At 45.3% G+C, this 14,907-nt stretch carries 13 protein-coding genes; 1 reads left to right on the forward strand and 12 read right to left on the reverse strand.

Annotated features, from left to right (window positions below; translation table 11 throughout):
* Window positions 1-4: 4 nt before the first annotated feature.
* From CYLST_RS24095 to CYLST_RS24125, 7 genes are all read right to left on the reverse strand, one after another.
* On the reverse strand, window positions 5-604 hold the full coding sequence (locus CYLST_RS24095) for a low-complexity tail membrane protein (protein WP_015210355.1): 600 nt from the start codon (window positions 602-604) through the stop codon (window positions 5-7).
* 156 nt (window positions 605-760) lie between these two features.
* Window positions 761-3,883, reverse strand: coding sequence for a translation initiation factor IF-2 (gene infB / locus CYLST_RS24100; protein WP_015210356.1), 3,123 nt, complete (start codon window positions 3,881-3,883; stop codon window positions 761-763).
* A 137-nt stretch (window positions 3,884-4,020) separates the two neighbouring features.
* Complete coding sequence (locus tag CYLST_RS35300; RefSeq protein WP_172642142.1) at window positions 4,021-4,191, reverse strand: hypothetical protein; 171 nt, start codon at window positions 4,189-4,191, stop codon at window positions 4,021-4,023.
* A gap of 124 nt (window positions 4,192-4,315) precedes the next feature.
* Window positions 4,316-4,585, reverse strand: coding sequence for a YlxR family protein (locus tag CYLST_RS24110; RefSeq protein WP_015210357.1), 270 nt, complete (start codon window positions 4,583-4,585; stop codon window positions 4,316-4,318).
* Window positions 4,586-4,747: 162 nt separating this feature from the next.
* Window positions 4,748-6,025, reverse strand: a complete 1,278-nt coding sequence (gene nusA / locus CYLST_RS24115; RefSeq protein WP_015210358.1) for a transcription termination factor NusA — start codon at window positions 6,023-6,025, stop codon at window positions 4,748-4,750.
* A gap of 216 nt (window positions 6,026-6,241) precedes the next feature.
* A complete protein-coding gene (gene rimP, locus CYLST_RS24120) occupies window positions 6,242-6,703 on the reverse strand; it encodes a ribosome maturation factor RimP (RefSeq protein ID WP_015210359.1) in 462 nt (153 codons plus the stop codon).
* 212 nt (window positions 6,704-6,915) lie between these two features.
* Complete coding sequence (locus CYLST_RS24125) at window positions 6,916-8,364, reverse strand: hypothetical protein (protein ID WP_015210360.1); 1,449 nt, start codon at window positions 8,362-8,364, stop codon at window positions 6,916-6,918.
* Between the two features lie 258 nt (window positions 8,365-8,622).
* Between CYLST_RS24125 and CYLST_RS24130 the strand changes: the two genes are divergently transcribed.
* The gene (locus CYLST_RS24130; RefSeq protein ID WP_015210361.1) at window positions 8,623-9,357 is read left to right on the forward strand and encodes a peptidoglycan-binding domain-containing protein; all 735 of its coding nucleotides are present in this window, start codon (window positions 8,623-8,625) and stop codon (window positions 9,355-9,357) included.
* 384 nt (window positions 9,358-9,741) lie between these two features.
* Here CYLST_RS24130 and CYLST_RS24135 read toward each other — a convergent pair whose 3' ends face one another.
* From CYLST_RS24135 to radA, 5 genes are all read right to left on the reverse strand, one after another.
* Window positions 9,742-10,635: an SDH family Clp fold serine proteinase gene (locus tag CYLST_RS24135; protein WP_015210362.1), complete on the reverse strand. Its 894-nt coding sequence runs from the start codon at window positions 10,633-10,635 to the stop codon at window positions 9,742-9,744.
* A gap of 91 nt (window positions 10,636-10,726) precedes the next feature.
* Window positions 10,727-11,560, reverse strand: a complete 834-nt coding sequence (locus tag CYLST_RS24140; RefSeq protein ID WP_015210363.1) for a Uma2 family endonuclease — start codon at window positions 11,558-11,560, stop codon at window positions 10,727-10,729.
* 183 nt (window positions 11,561-11,743) lie between these two features.
* Complete coding sequence (locus CYLST_RS24145) at window positions 11,744-12,352, reverse strand: hypothetical protein (protein ID WP_015210364.1); 609 nt, start codon at window positions 12,350-12,352, stop codon at window positions 11,744-11,746.
* A gap of 163 nt (window positions 12,353-12,515) precedes the next feature.
* Window positions 12,516-13,265, reverse strand: a complete 750-nt coding sequence (locus CYLST_RS24150) for a Uma2 family endonuclease (RefSeq protein WP_015210366.1) — start codon at window positions 13,263-13,265, stop codon at window positions 12,516-12,518.
* 98 nt (window positions 13,266-13,363) lie between these two features.
* Window positions 13,364-14,893 carry a DNA repair protein RadA gene (gene radA / locus CYLST_RS24155; RefSeq protein WP_015210367.1) on the reverse strand — a complete coding sequence of 510 codons (1,530 nt, stop codon included), beginning with the start codon at window positions 14,891-14,893 and terminating at the stop codon, window positions 13,364-13,366.
* Window positions 14,894-14,907: the final 14 nt, after the last annotated feature.

Raw genomic sequence — 14,907 nt, forward strand, 5'->3', positions numbered from 1 at the left:
AGTTTTAACTTCCAGAGTTAGCTCGGGGCCAGATGTGATTAACCCGTACCCCTAAGATTGTGAAATTCTGCTTAATCTTTTCTAAAGGTAATGGTTCTATAGCAGCAAAATCTGTGTCATTGGTCACTAAAACTTGCGCTACACTCAGGGGAATTTGCAAAAATAAATTGCTTGCTAAAAAAGCTAAGGCAGCAAACAGCAGTCCCAGACTACGGTATTGGGGTAAAAACTTGGCAATATTGGCTATCAGTGGCACCACTTGGTAGAGTTGCCATAGCACCCCTATTAATAATATTGCAGCCGCCAGGGCTAATACACGATTTAACTTTGTATTAATTAAACAGAGAATTTTTCGTTGCTGCTCAGTCAGATTTTCTGGCTTGAGCGCTACTCCTAGAATAGCAAATATGTAAAAAGGGCGACGCAGTTGCATCCACAGTAATGGGAGAACGCCAAAGAGTGTGATGAGGAATAACTCTATCCACACTGGTAAAAGTGGTTCACCCACAGACAGAAACAATAAACACAGAATTAAAAAAATCGGCAGTGTCGCTAATCCAGCGACGTGAATCCACAAGATAGGTTCAGAGCGAAATGAGGTCATATTAAAACTTTGAATGCTGAGGTTTGAGTGCTGAGGTTTAAGTTGTGAGGTTTAAGTTGTGAGTTTTGAACTAAAAACGTTCTTCTACTCAATACTCAAAACTCAAAACTCATAAATTTTACTCAGCACTTAGCACTCAGCACTCTGCACTCCACACTACTTAGTCAAGGTGAGAGTACGGCGCTTGGTGACCATTTGGTAGGCTTCGATGATGTCACCTTCAACCCAGTCATGGAATTTATCAACGCCGATGCCGCATTCATAACCAGCATTGACTTCACGGGCATCTTCTTTCATCCGTTTCAGGGAGTCAAGAACACCTTCATAAACCACCTTGTTGAAGCGACGCACGCGCACTTTGCAGTTGCGAACTAGCTTGCCAGATTGAACATAGCAACCGGCAACCGCACCACGACCGACAGGGAAGACGGCACGGACTTCTGTTTGACCAAGGGTTTCTTCCACCAACTCTGGTTCCAGTAGACCTTCCAAGGCACCTTGGATGTCTTCTAGGAGTTTGTAGATGATGTTGTATTCCCGCACATCCACACCAGCCTCATCGGCGGCTTGTCTAGCGCCACTAGCAAAGGTGGTGTTGAAACCAATGATGACAGCGTTACTAGCAGCAGCTAAGTCGATATCTGTCTCGGTGATTTCTCCAGCAGTAGCCAACAGCATCCGGATTTGGACTTCGTTTTGCGGGATTTGCTTGAGCGCTCCCACAATGGCTTCTACGGAACCTTGAACGTCTCCCTTTAAGATCAAGTTGAGTTCTTTCAACTCGCCCTCTTGTGCTTGGGCTGAGAGGGTTGTTAGGGTGACACGTCCCTGTAAGAGACGGGATAGACGTTGTTTGTCTGCGCGATCGCCTGCTAGCGCTCGTGCTTCTTTTTCGTTCGCGAAGACCTCGAAGTCATCACCTGCTGCTGGTACATCGCTTAAACCCAGCACCTCGACAGCAAAAGAAGGACTAGCAATATCCACTCTTTTGCCTCTGTCATCGACCATCGCCCGGACTTTACCAAATGCCGAGCCAGCTACTAGCATATCCCCGACATGCAGGGTGCCATTCTGAATCAGCAGGGTAGCAACTGCTCCCTTAGCCTTATCCAAATGCGCTTCAATCACAGTTCCTTTAGCAGAACGATCTGGGTTGGCAGATAGTTCGCCGATTTCTGCTACCAGCAAAATCATTTCTAAGAGTGTATCCAGGTTTTCGCCTTTGATAGCGCTCACGGGAACCATGATCGTCTCACCGCCCCAGTCTTCTGCGGTCAAACCATAATTGGTCAATTCTTGTTTGACGCGCTCTGGCTGTGCACCTTCTTTGTCGATCTTGTTGATGGCGACAACAATTGGTACTCCAGCGGCTTGAGCATGGCTAATAGCTTCGATAGTTTGGGGACGGACGCCATCATCCGCAGCCACTACCAAAACGGCAATGTCTGTTACCCTAGCTCCTCGTGCCCGCATAGCGGTGAAGGCTTCGTGACCGGGGGTATCTAGGAAGACGATTTGCTGTTGCTTGCCCTCATGTTCCACATCCACATGGTATGCACCAATGTGTTGGGTGATCCCGCCAGCTTCGCCAGCAGCCACTTTGGTTTTGCGAATTGAGTCGAGCAGGGTAGTTTTACCGTGGTCTACGTGACCCATAATCGTCACAACTGGCGGACGTCGAATCAGGAATTCCAAATCTGCCACGTCGATCATTTCTGTGATCTTGCGGGCTTCTGCTTCTGGTTCGGCGGTTTCGACTTCTATTTCTAGCTCTTTGCCTACCAGAGTAATTGTCGGAATATCCAGATTTTGGGTGATACTCACCGCCATGCCTTTCATGAACAGGATTTTCACAATCTCTGTATCGGCTACACCCAAAACTTCTGCCAGTTCTTGCACTGTCAGGGGCCCAGTGATGGTGACTGTTTCCGGACGCTCACGCTTTTGCTCTACTTCTTGTTGTTGGCGACGGTTGTGGTCGCGATCGCGGCTGGAACTACCAGATTTTTTACCTCGCGCCGTTGGGGCGGAAGTAACTAATGCTGGTTGCTGTGCAGGGCGAGCAGCTTTCGGTTTAGGAGGACGGGCAATGCTCAGGCTGACTTGGACAGTCGCTGGAATTTCCAGACCGTCTTCATCGAGTAAATCGTCTTCTTCAAAGTCGTCATCGAGGATCGGTTTGACCCGCTTGCCTTTGACGCCAACCTTAGCCTTCTCTTTAATCTCGTCAATTATTTCCTCTTCCTGCCATTTCTTACCACCTTTGGCTAGACGGGGCGGTGTTGGGCGTTTTAAGTCGAGGATATCCGGTGTGACTGGTTCGTCATCCATCGCCTCTTTCTTCGCCCCACCTGACATTGGTCTTGGTGGAGTAGCGATTGGCATGGCGGCGACTGATTCACCAGGACGTGCAGGTCTGGGCCGTTGCACATCTGTTAATGAACCTGGTGCAGATGGTCTGCTCCCCCTGTGTTCCGGTTTCACTGGTGGAGTCGGACGAGCCTGTCTTTGTGGTGCTGCCTGTGGTGCCCCTTCAGTGGTTAGCTTGGCGACTTTTGGCTTGATTTGCTCGCGATCGTCTTCGACGCGCCGTTGGCGTTTGAGGACGGGCTTATCTGCTGGAGCTAGCTGTTCAGGCGCAGTCCCTATTTCGTCTACAGGTCTTGTCGGTGGAGCAACCAGTTGCGGTTTTTGGGGTTTTTCCGGTTTGGTTCTGGATGGAACTGTTTTCTCCGGTTTTTCCGCAGCTATTTTTTCCGGTGCCGGATTGGGATTGGGCGTTTGCTCCGGTTCGGCGACAGTAGGTTGCTGTGCGGTCTCAGAGTGATTCCGGGGTACAGGTCGAGTTGGTGCCGTCGGCTTCATGGGTGAGACTGGTGTAGCGAAGGGCCTTGGAGGTGAGGGAAGATTGACTTCAGACTGATCTACTTGGTTAGTAGCAACTGACGCCTCTGGGGCGTTGGAGGTAGTGTTTCTCAATATTTTGGGTTTGCGAATTTCCAAAATTTGCTGTTTGTGGGGTGCAGCAGGTCGGTTACGTCCGCCAGACTGGGGTGAATTTGGTTTATGGCTGGTTGTACCAAGTTCCTTTTTGGGCATTACACTCGTAGCTGCGAGTTTTTCCGCAGCTGTGCGGATGTGTTCTGCCTCAGATTCTGAAATCGTGCTGCTATGACTTTTGACCGCGATGTTGAGCTGGTCGCAAATTGCTAATAGCTCTTTGTTATCCAAATTCAATTCCTTTGATAATTCGTAGATTCTAACTTTGCCGTTGTTCATCCACTCTTTCCCCTTTAATTTACAGTTTTAGCGGATGGTTGCCTGGTTTGTGACATCTCCATCCTTTGATCACTGTTTTTAGGTTGCCCTTGGTGATTTTGCCGGTGCCTCCAATCAGGAAAGAGAGATGTTTCGGTTTAATACTGGCATCTCCACCAGGAATGATGGTTGACGCCGAACTGCGCTTGAGCGCTACCAGGTTGCCATTCTGTAGGTTCTTGTTTTGCTGATTCTGAGTCTTCCACAACACAAGGAGAGTAAAACTTGTTGGGAGTATTGCTTTGTCCCTCTAAATTTTGGAGAGCCACATGCCTTTTACACCCATTTACTATTCTGGCACTAACCCAAGCGATTAAGAGAAGGTGTGATCAAAGCACGAATAGTTCGGCTTTCTACACAATTCCTCGCTTGCATTACCGCCACAAGGTTCCATTAAATTTGGTTTTGGGGATTACTTTGGGCTAGACGCTGCCACAATGTCTGATACAGTGCTTCTGGCACTGCTGCATGTAGCGATCGCCCTAGTCTATTTTTTTTTTGAGCCGCTTGTAGGCAGTTCACTTGCGGACAAATATAGGCAGAACGCCCCATGCCCTCATTTAATTGTACCTTTCCCGATGGAAAGACGCGGACAATCCGCCAAAACTCTTCTTTAAAGCCTACTCTGCGGCAACTAATACAACGCCGATAATTTGGTTTCATCAGCTTTGGTGCTACATCAGGTCAGCAGTATGTTTGTCAAAAAATTTGCTAATTTTCTATTTTTACATAACTTAACTTAAGCGCTAGTTGACGGTTAACAGCTAACAGTGGACTGTTAACAACGAAACAGAGGCTAATCAGTTATTGTCATGTAACCGGGTATTAATCGTCCTCGCTATTGTCAAAAGTGTCATCCTCTAATTCTAGTTCTTCCTGATTTTCATCCTCTAGTTCCTCCTCTTCAAAATCATCTTCCTCCGGTTGATATTTGGCTCGCGCGGCGGCAAACTTAGCATCTTCTCCTGCATAGTCGTACTTGGCTTTATCTTTGATGTCAATTTTCCAACCAGTCAGGCGAGCTGCTAATCGGACGTTTTGCCCTTCTTTCCCAATAGCTAAACTTAGTTGATCTTCAGCTACTAGTACATGAGTTTGCCGAGTTTCCGGTTCCATGAGGCGGACTTCATCCACCCGTGCTGGACTCAAGGCATTGGCAATGTAGGTTGCTGGGTCTGGAGACCAGCGAATCACATCAATTTTTTCACCGCGCAATTCATTGACTACCACTTGAATGCGCGATCCCCGCGCCCCAATACAAGCACCAACTGGGTCTACATCGCGATCTAAGGTATCAACTGCTATTTTAGTCCGAGGGCCTACGTAACGGGAAGGGGGATTGGCTTCCCGTGCTACGGCTACAATCCGTACCACTTCATCCTCGATTTCCGGCACTTCGTTGGCAAACAGATAAACCACCAAGCCAGCATCGGCGCGAGACACTAACAACTGTGGTCCCCGTTGCTGACCTTGGGAAACTTTTTTGAGATATACCTTAAAGGTGGCATTTGCCCGATAATTATCGTTGGGCAACTGTTCCCTTTTCGGTAATTCAGCTTCCACTTCTGGCTGACCAAAGCCACTGGTAACTGCCAGAATTACAGATTGCCTCTCAAACCGCAGTACTCTAGCTTGTAGAACAGTTCCTTCTAAGTCTTGGAACTCTTCTTGCACCATCTGGCGTTGTTGATCTCGGAGCTTTTGTGCCAGTACTTGCTTGGTTTGCATCGCCGCCATGCGACCAAATTCCCCTTGATCTGGAGTGACATCCAGTACCACAGAGTCCCCCAATTGGGCTTCAGAAGCTACTTGTTGAACTTCTTCTAGGGAAATTTGATGGTCGGAATTGCTAACTTCTTCGACGATGGTTTTAGTGGAGAGAACGCGAAATCCTTCTCCTTCAATATCGAGTTCTACTTCAAAATTATCAAAATAATCTTCATCAAACTGTTTGCGCTCCAAATTTTGGGCACGACGATAACGTTCGTAACCTTTGAGCAATGCTTCTCTTATAGCTGATTGAACTGCCAGACGTGGTAAATTTCTTTCCCGACTTATACTTTCAATTAATTCTTTTAATCCGGGTAAACTAACCATTGACATAAGCAATCTCCTTTAGTTTTATGTAAGCACCCAAGACGATTTTGGATTTTAAATTTTGGATTTTAGATTAGAGATGCAGAATTGGTGATGAGTAACTGGTAATTGTGGCTGGTATTCCCATTACCCATTACCTAGTTTGCTCTCACCAGTCCCGAATGACGGGCGAACCGCCCCTCGTCACCAGTCTAAAATCTAAAATCTCAAATCTAAAATCGGCTAGCGGCGCTCATCCAGCTGCACCCTGGTAATCAGGGCGCGCTCAATTTCGACTACACGACCTTTTTGGTTTAAGTAAACTGTTGTCTCATCCCGGCGAATCAACTGACCAGTCCACTCTTGCTGTCCCTCGTAGGGTGGGGAAGTGGAGATAATTACAGGAAATCCTTTAAAGGAAATAAACTCCCTGTCGGTAACCAGTTGCCGCGAAATACCAGGACTGGATACTTCTAACACATAAGCATCTGGAATTATCTCCGACGCATCTAATTCGGCTTCTAACGAACGACTCATCCGCTCGCAATCATCCAAACCAGTGTCCTGCTGAAGATTACGGATGTCTACCCGCAACACCGGCGGACGTTGGTTAGTGTGAAAAACTATGCCGACGACTTCCAATCCCAGCTCTTCTGCCACTGGTGTTGCCAAGTCAATAATTTGTGGTATTAAGGGATGAGTCATGCGAGAATTCAATAAAAAAAGTGGGCACTAACCCACTTCCTGCGATAGGGATATCTTCCAAGAAGCTTTGTGACGAACCAGCATTGGTTCGCCCCTAAAATGAGTTTAGCGCATTTCTTTGAGGGGAGATGCGAGAAATTAACAATAGTCAATTGTCAGTTGTTGTTAATTATTCTTTCCCTGGATTCAGTTCCCTGTCCCCTGTGCCCCATCTACCTTTCCCTGGATTCTGGGAGAGCAGTGCCTTTGTCTACCATTGGCTTAACTGATGCTTGTGTTCGCATCTGCCTAGTTTGCTCGATAATTTGGTCGATATCCTCTTGGGATAAGCGCTGGACGTAATTAATCTTGACTTCTTCCAAGAAGTCAGAAAGTAAGCTTTGAAGTTGTGAAACTACGTGTTTTTTCTGGATTTCCGCTCCCATGGCGGTGGTAAACTTCTCTACCAGTCGAGCAGATAGTTTGGCCCCAACGGGGTCTTTAACGGCGGACAAGATTGCATTGTAAAGGTTTGTTGTAATTTGGGTCGCTAGTTGCTCACTTAGCTGGGTTTGTGCTTGTCCCGCTCCTGGCAACATTAGTAGATTGCGGTAGATGGGGACTTGTTGAAAGATAGTTTCGATATTGTGGCGCAAGATAGCAATGATCTCTGGTTGGATTTGGGGTAGTACTTGATAGACGACTGTTTGTACCAACAGAAGAGCGATCGCTTCCACCTCATTTATATTATTAATATCTATGTAGGGGCGCAGGTTCTCTTGTTGTAACAGCCAGCGTGTTACTTCTCCCCGCTGAATTGAACCCTGAACCTGGTTAATTACCCTTACCACCACAATTTCTGTGATTTCCTCGGCAAAATTTGCTACAATCCCTTGATTCAATTGCCGCTGCACTAGATGGAAATCCAATAACCGCGCTTGATCGAGGCGGACTAATACGGGTATTATTCTTAAAAATCGCCAAAATGGAAGTAGCAAAAATAGGTCATACCAACGCCATAAAATGGCTTCAAACGGACTTAAGTGGGGATGTTGACGTTTGATGTAGAAGGTACGCCCCAGCAATTCTATGCCAAATAAAATCACAAAGGGTAAGTCAATTATCCAGAAATCATCCAGAAATTCGCCATTTTCCCCAATTTTGCGGTAGTAGTTACTGGCAATCGAAGGTCGAATTTTCTGGTTGAAAAAATTAATTTCTTGGCTCCAACCATGTTGAGATAAATACTCCTGACTCCAAAAAGTGGCAAAAGCGCTTTTTGCAGATTCTTGGCGGGTGCGTTCCCGCATCCGGTTTTTGATCTTTTCTAGTGCCCCACTCTTATCGGCTGCCGCAAAAGGATTGCTGTTAATCATCTCGATGCTGAGATTACTGAGTTGCTCTAGCTGGGCTTTTGCCTGAGGAGAGTTTAACCCTGTCTGGCTTACCTGTTCTTCTAATGCGGCTACTGCTTCCAGATAGTCTTTCGTATCCCGATGGGGTTCAATACCTTTAATGGGATCATAAATCTGGGTAACTTGGGGAAGTCTTCGGAAGTAGAAATCTCGCCAAGGTACGTAAGTTAAATCAAATAACACTAAACCTAAGTTAACAGTGGCGGTAATTGCCATCAGTCTCTCAAACCAAAGGTTCCGCTGCTTTGGGGATTTTGATTTAATCATTACTTATCGTTTATTATACAAAGTATTTAGGGAATTTATCTTAATATAGTTTCCGGTCTTTGTAGAAGATTACCACTGCTAATACAAGATAAGTCTATTGGGGGAAGATAAAAATAAATTTTTAATATTAGTTAAATATAATCAATCGCGCTCAAGTTAATCAACAATGATTAATAATCGAAAAAAACAGGTGAAACAACTTAAAATGCACCTGTTAACCTTTCTATTCTGCTGATTTAAACCAAAGGAGCTTTAACTATGTGGTGTGGGTTTGGGAAATCAAGCACAACCATTGCTATTACTTGCCTGATGGCTGCTAGCGTGGTGATTTCAGATACAGCTTTTGCTGCCCGACAGCGTAACTATACACCGGAGGAATTCCGGGCTGTATTGCGGGGATTAGGCTATAACGTCAAGGTAACAAATACGCCCTTGACGGATGAAGAAACTAAAAAGGCAATCAGTGAATTTCAAAAGGGTTACAAGCTGACTGTTGATGGGAAAGCAGGCCCAAAAACCCAAGATTTTGCCGCCAATATCATTCAAATATTGCAAGGAAATTTGAATGCGGTGCTTAAGCCTAATCCTCCTCTCCCCCGCGATCAATTTTACAGTTCCCGGACTGAAGAGTTGGTGAAGGAGTTTCAGAAAAATAATCAACTGCAAGAAACCGGAATTGCTAATTTAGCAGTCCGCCAGAAGTTGAATGAAGCGGCTAAGGCAATTATTGGCCAGCCAACAGCGACGCCAAAACCAACAGCGACGCCAAAACCAACAGCGACGCCAAAACCAACAGCGACACCAACACCAACAGCGACGCCAAAACCAACAGTTACGCCAAAACCAACAGCGACACCAACACCAACAGCGACGCCAAAACCAACACCAACACCAACAGCGACGCCAAAACCAACAGCGACGCCAACGCCAACAGCTACACCAACACCAACAGCTACACCAACACCAACAGCTACACCAACACCAACACCCTAAATACAGGATTTCATAAGTCTGTAACGAATAAAGTTAGGAAAGAGGCTGCGTCCACGAGTATCAACTTAAGGTGAAACCCTTGTAATCAGGTTATATCGAATCTGCTCAATTACAAATCACTTTCTCGGAACCCCACCCCGGTTTTGCTGACGCAAAACCTCCCCTCCCCCGCAACAAAAGTTTTTCCTTTCCCCTCTCCTCTTAGGAGAGGGCTAGGGAGAGGTGGAGAGGGGATTGAGGAGTGGGGTCGAACGTATGTGGGACAACAGTTTAAGCTTAAGTTGATACCAATACTCTACGTCCTGCTGCGCTTGCTCCCTGTTCTTCTGCGTTTAAAAACGCTACGATTTTACGCAAAGCCTTACTAGGCGTCACCCCAAAGTTTTAAATTCTCGGATTTGCTTCTTCTAAAGGTCTGCCCTTGGGGGTGGGTAGAATGGGACGGCGGTCATCGTCAGGCATAGGAATATACTGAACGCTGGGACGCCCCCCCTGTGGTTGGGGGTATAAATCCATGAGTTGGTAAATAGAATGGGGCAGTCCGACAGTTATGGGCAGCCCCATTTCTGTTGCTTCTTCGACGGTGACGGGATAGTCGTGGGTAACGCGCCCAGTTGTCAAGGCTTCGATAATCGGTTCGATATTTATTGGTTCAACTTTTTGTTTGGGAATACTGTCTTTAAGCAGAGTCCGCACAAAACGCTGCACCTGCTGAATTGCTTTGCGTGACAGGTCTGCCATTATTAGGGTTTGGTCGTCGATTTCACTGATGGGTTTATCTTCAACCACTTTTAGGATACTCGCTGCTGGGTAGTTACCGAGTTGGGGATCAACTGGCCCTAAGACTGCGTTGGCATCCATAATAATTTCATCAGCTGCGAGGGCTAGCATTGTGCCGCCACTCATGGCGTAGTGGGGTATGAAGACGGTGACTTTTGCCTGGTGGCGAATTAATGCTCTAGCAATTTGTTCGGTAGCTAAAACTAAACCCCCAGGAGTATGCAAAATTAAGTCAATGGGGACATCTGGCGGGGTGAGGCGAATTGCTCGCAGTATTTGTTCTGAGTCTTCGATAGTAATGTAGCGCGATATCGGAATTCCCAGTAAGCTGATGGACTCTTGGCGGTGAATGAGCAAAATCACGCGGCTGTTGCGATCGCGCTGGAATTCTTGTAAAGTCCGAAAGCGGCGATATTCGATTTGGCGTTTTTGCCAAAGTGGTTGCAGGGAGGAGAGGAGGAGGAATATCCAGAATAAGTCACCGATACCAAAGCCCATAGGATTGATGGTTGAGAAACGACATCGCTATTTTTTTATATGGTGACAATTTTTAGGCGATCGCATTTCTATCTAAAGGGCTATAAGGTAATTAATCTACCTCATCGGGATTTACGCCTAACTGACGCAGCCGTTCTGCTAGTTGTTCGGCTTTTCTTTTTGCTTGAATAGCATCCTGTTCAGCAATAATAGCGCGTTCAGTAGCAGCAGCAGTTTCCTCTGTCGGTTCAAGAATTAATTCTCCTGCCAAAGTGAACCACCTTAACCACAACTTGGGAATATCTCTAAATGTCCCCTGCCATAATCCCAAACTTAAACCCAATTCTGGCATTGGTAAGCGTCCCTCAGTTAAATTCATCGGTTCATAGTGTCCACCGACTAACTGAAATGCCCGGAGTTCATTAGTATAGCGACTAAAGACAATATAGTAGGGAACCCGCAAAATTCGTTCATAAACTTCCCATTTACTAGGAGGTTTATCTATTTTTCTTTCCTTCTGACCTAAATCTTCTTCTTCTGTACCGGGAGATAATAACTCGACAACTACAAAGGGATTTGCCGGTTCTTGCCAAGTTACATAACTTAAACGTAAATCTTGCCCTTGATATAGCTTGCTTACTCCAACTACACCAAACCAATCTGGGCGTTTATACCATAAAGGATGCTGAATATCGTAGTAAAGATTGAGGTCAGCAGCACTGTAAACAAGTTCTGGACTCCAGGTATTTGGCTGAAATGTTAAGTATAAAAGTAAAGGTTGTAAAAAATGAAAATCGTCTGGCAAGCCTGGTTCCTCCGGGTTTTCACTTGGTAAATCATACATTGTTGGTAATGTTTCCCAAGGGGGAAGGGGGGGGTCTGGTTGAAGAATCAGGGGAGGAGAAGAAGTCATAGATAATTGAAATGACTGAATTTTGTCTGCCATTAATAAATTAATCTGCCTGAAAATTTATTCATAGATTGAATTTAACTTTGGAAATTTTGGTAATTAATATAGCTGATACCAACCTTAAGAATTAGTTTTTACAAAATTCGCTACATTCCATTAATTATTCAATTAGATTAAACCATCGAATTTCTCTTCTAGAAAGAATTTCCAAGTTAATTTCTATTCATTCATAAGCTCAACAAATAAATTACCTAGTTCAGAAATACGAACTCCTATATAAATCACATTATCTCCAAAGCCAGACATGGCAGGTACTCCACTTGAAGATACTGCTGACAATCCAGAGCGAACTAAATTAGTTAAACATTGATTATCACGAGGATTTATGATTAAACCTTTTATATCTTCTATAAAAGCAATATCAATGGCAGACGCCAACCTTCTAAAAGTCTCTAAATCTATATTGCTTTTGACATATTTTAGAAATAATTGAGCTAATATGTCTGTTTTTTCCATATCATCAAGTCTGTTAATTATTAAAACTAGACATTCACCAACTTTTGATTTAATCTCCGGTTTAGAATCTAAATTTCTAAGAAAGTTTTCTTTTTCTTTTTCTGATAGATTTTCTATTCCTCTTAGAAACCTTTGTATTTTAGATAAAAATATTTGATTTGGAATATCCTTTGTTATAGTAGCCAATTTCACAAAACTACCTAGAATAGGTATATCTTTTAACAATCCCTCTTTAAATAATAAATCTAAAGCAACTTCCCCTAAATCGGCTGAAAGCTCAAATGATTGTGAAGTAAGTTCTGAATCTTTCATTTACTATCACCTGATAGATTAGTTAAGTGGACAACAATAAATATGGTTTGTTCTTTAAGGGTTTTAATTACCCGCAGTTGACTAATTTTGATTTGTTTCATATCTTGTTCGCTTGCTTAAAAAAGCAGATAGTGGGTTAGCGATAGCGTAACCCACCCTACTTTTAATTATCCGGCTCAATCCCCGCTGCTCGCAATTGTGCTGCTAGTCTTTCAGCACGTTGTTTTTCTTGTTCCGCGCGTTGTTTTTCCTGTTCAGCGCGTTGTCGTTCTTGTTCGGCTAGTTCTGAACCCCAGAGTAATAGGTTTCCTTGTTCATCCCACCACCGCAACCATTTTCCTGTGCGGTTTTCACGAGAACCTAACCAGACACCAAGGTAAAGATTCATTTCTGCTATCAAGTAACGCTGGTTGTCGTTGGCGGTTTGGACAATGTACCTGCCTGTATTATTGTCTAGGCGATAAACTTCTAGGTTGCCGCTATCGGGTTCAAAGATAGCGTAATTAGGGACTTTTAAGACATTTTCATAAAAAAACCATTTACCTGGTGGGTAGGTGGGTTTGATGGAATATTCCCCGCCTTCGGTGTCAGAAAGGAATTCCATGACTATTACGGGGATGTCTCCTTGTAGCTGGGGGGTGTAACTGCGCTTGACTTCTTCTCTATCGACGCTGATTTTGGGGATATACGCCCAATCAGGTGCTTTAACGACAATTTTGCTGTTAAAGGTGGCGCAGATGCCGTAATTGGTCGGTGTGAGGGCGTTGGCTGGAAGTTTGCCGGCTATTTGTAGGCTTTCTGTGAGGGCTGCGGCTAAGGCTGGTTGGTTGATGTTGTCCACTGGTTCATCTGGGAGGATGTAATCATCGGGTAGTTTTTCCCAAGTGATTTGTTGGTCTTGGGTAACTGTCATGGTGGGTTTTCCTCTGGTGTGGTTGGAGATCCCCCCAACCCCCCTTGTTCAGGGGGGCTATGAGTCGTTAAAAAGGGGGGCTATGAGTGAAGGTGTGATTAATCATCGTCGTCGTCGGGTTCTAAGTCTTCTTCTGTCAGTTCCTGATGGGGGATGGCGGCGATAATCGCATCTATGACTTTGGAGACTGGTAAAATTTCGATGTTTAGGTCGGGGAATTTTGTTCCTTTGGGAACGATCGCTCTTTTGAATCCTAATTTGGCTGCTTCTTTCAACCGCAGTTCCATTTGGGAAACCGATCGCACTTGTCCCCCTAAGCCAACTTCCCCAATTAACACGGTACCGGGATCGACGATGCGATCGCGAAAACTGGCAACAATGGCGATCGCTATTCCTAAATCTACCGCTGGTTCTTCTACATTCAAACCCCCAGCGGAAGCAACGTAAGAATCCAATTTCGACATGGGTATTCCCACCCGTTTTTCTAACACGGCGAGAATTTGCACCAAGCGGTTATAATCCACGCCAGTACCCGCACGACGGGGAGAAGGGTAACTGGTGGGACTTACTAAAGCTTGTAACTCCACAACAATCGGGCGAGTACCTTCGCAAGCCACTACAATGGCGGTACCAGGGGCGGGATCATCGCGGTTGCCTAAAAATAACTCTGAAGGGTTGGCAACTTCCCGCAGTCCCTCGGTGACCATTTCAAAGATGCCGATTTCGTGGGTTGCCCCAAAGCGGTTTTTGACTGTTCTTAATAAACGATGGGAGGCAAAGCGATCGCCTTCAAAATACAATACTGTGTCCACAAGGTGTTCTAAAACTTTCGGACCAGCGATCGCACCTTCTTTGGTGACATGTCCGACAATTAGCATGGTGACATCTTCGTGTTTTGCCACCTTCATCAAGGCTGCTGTACATTCCCGTACTTGCGCTACCGAACCTGGTGCAGATGTCAACGCCGGAAAAAACACGGTTTGGATACTATCAATCACTGCCACGTTCGGCTTTAGCGAGTCTATTTCCCGCAAAATTTCTTCTAAATCAGTTTCTGGTAATACATACAAATCTGCGCCTATACTGTCAGGGTCTACAGGAATTGTGGCATCAACCGCTACTGTTTCATCTCCTTCACCAACTACATTTACGGGTTTTGATACTCCCAAACGAGAAGCGCGTAATTTTACCTGTTGTCCTGATTCTTCTCCAGTGACGTAAAGGATACGGTATCTTTGCGCCAGTTGATTTGATACTTGTAACAACAGGGTAGATTTACCAATTCCCGGATCACCGCCAATTAGTACCATAGAACCGGGGACAACCCCACCGCCCAACACCCGATCTAATTCTCCATAACCAGATTCCCAACGGGCAATTTGGCGATCGCTAATTTGATCGAAAGTCAAAGAAGCCCTTGCTTTAGCTGGTTTACTTGATGATTTGGCATTAGTTTGGGCAGCGTGCCAGCTACCCACCCCCCCACGACCGGGTGTATCTACAGCATAAGGAGGAGGCGTTTGCTCTATTAAAGAGCCGTAAGTGCCACATTCTGAACACTTACCAACCCATTGGGCAAAATCTGCCCCACAATCGTTACAAATGAAAATAGTTTTAGATTTTGCCATTCTTAAATCTTGTT

The organism is Cylindrospermum stagnale PCC 7417 (assembly GCF_000317535.1).
Lineage (GTDB): Bacteria > Cyanobacteriota > Cyanobacteriia > Cyanobacteriales > Nostocaceae > Cylindrospermum > Cylindrospermum stagnale.

Bases quoted from the DNA above. Each gene is read 5' to 3' on its own strand.
- CYLST_RS24110 (WP_015210357.1), bottom strand. From the start codon at position 4,585: ATGAAACCAAATTATCGGCGTTGTATTAGTTGCCGCAGAGTAGGCTTT.
- CYLST_RS24130 (WP_015210361.1), top strand. From the start codon at position 8,623: ATGTGGTGTGGGTTTGGGAAATCAAGCACAACCATTGCTATTACTTGC.
- CYLST_RS24135 (WP_015210362.1), bottom strand. From the start codon at position 10,635: ATGGGCTTTGGTATCGGTGACTTATTCTGGATATTCCTCCTCCTCTCC.
- CYLST_RS24150 (WP_015210366.1), bottom strand. From the start codon at position 13,265: ATGACAGTTACCCAAGACCAACAAATCACTTGGGAAAAACTACCCGAT.
- nusA (WP_015210358.1), bottom strand. From the start codon at position 6,025: ATGTCAATGGTTAGTTTACCCGGATTAAAAGAATTAATTGAAAGTATA.
- CYLST_RS24125 (WP_015210360.1), bottom strand. From the start codon at position 8,364: ATGATTAAATCAAAATCCCCAAAGCAGCGGAACCTTTGGTTTGAGAGA.
- CYLST_RS24095 (WP_015210355.1), bottom strand. From the start codon at position 604: ATGACCTCATTTCGCTCTGAACCTATCTTGTGGATTCACGTCGCTGGA.
- CYLST_RS24140 (WP_015210363.1), bottom strand. From the start codon at position 11,560: ATGGCAGACAAAATTCAGTCATTTCAATTATCTATGACTTCTTCTCCT.
- radA (WP_015210367.1), bottom strand. From the start codon at position 14,893: ATGGCAAAATCTAAAACTATTTTCATTTGTAACGATTGTGGGGCAGAT.
- rimP (WP_015210359.1), bottom strand. From the start codon at position 6,703: ATGACTCATCCCTTAATACCACAAATTATTGACTTGGCAACACCAGTG.
- infB (WP_015210356.1), bottom strand. From the start codon at position 3,883: ATGAACAACGGCAAAGTTAGAATCTACGAATTATCAAAGGAATTGAAT.
- CYLST_RS24145 (WP_015210364.1), bottom strand. From the start codon at position 12,352: ATGAAAGATTCAGAACTTACTTCACAATCATTTGAGCTTTCAGCCGAT.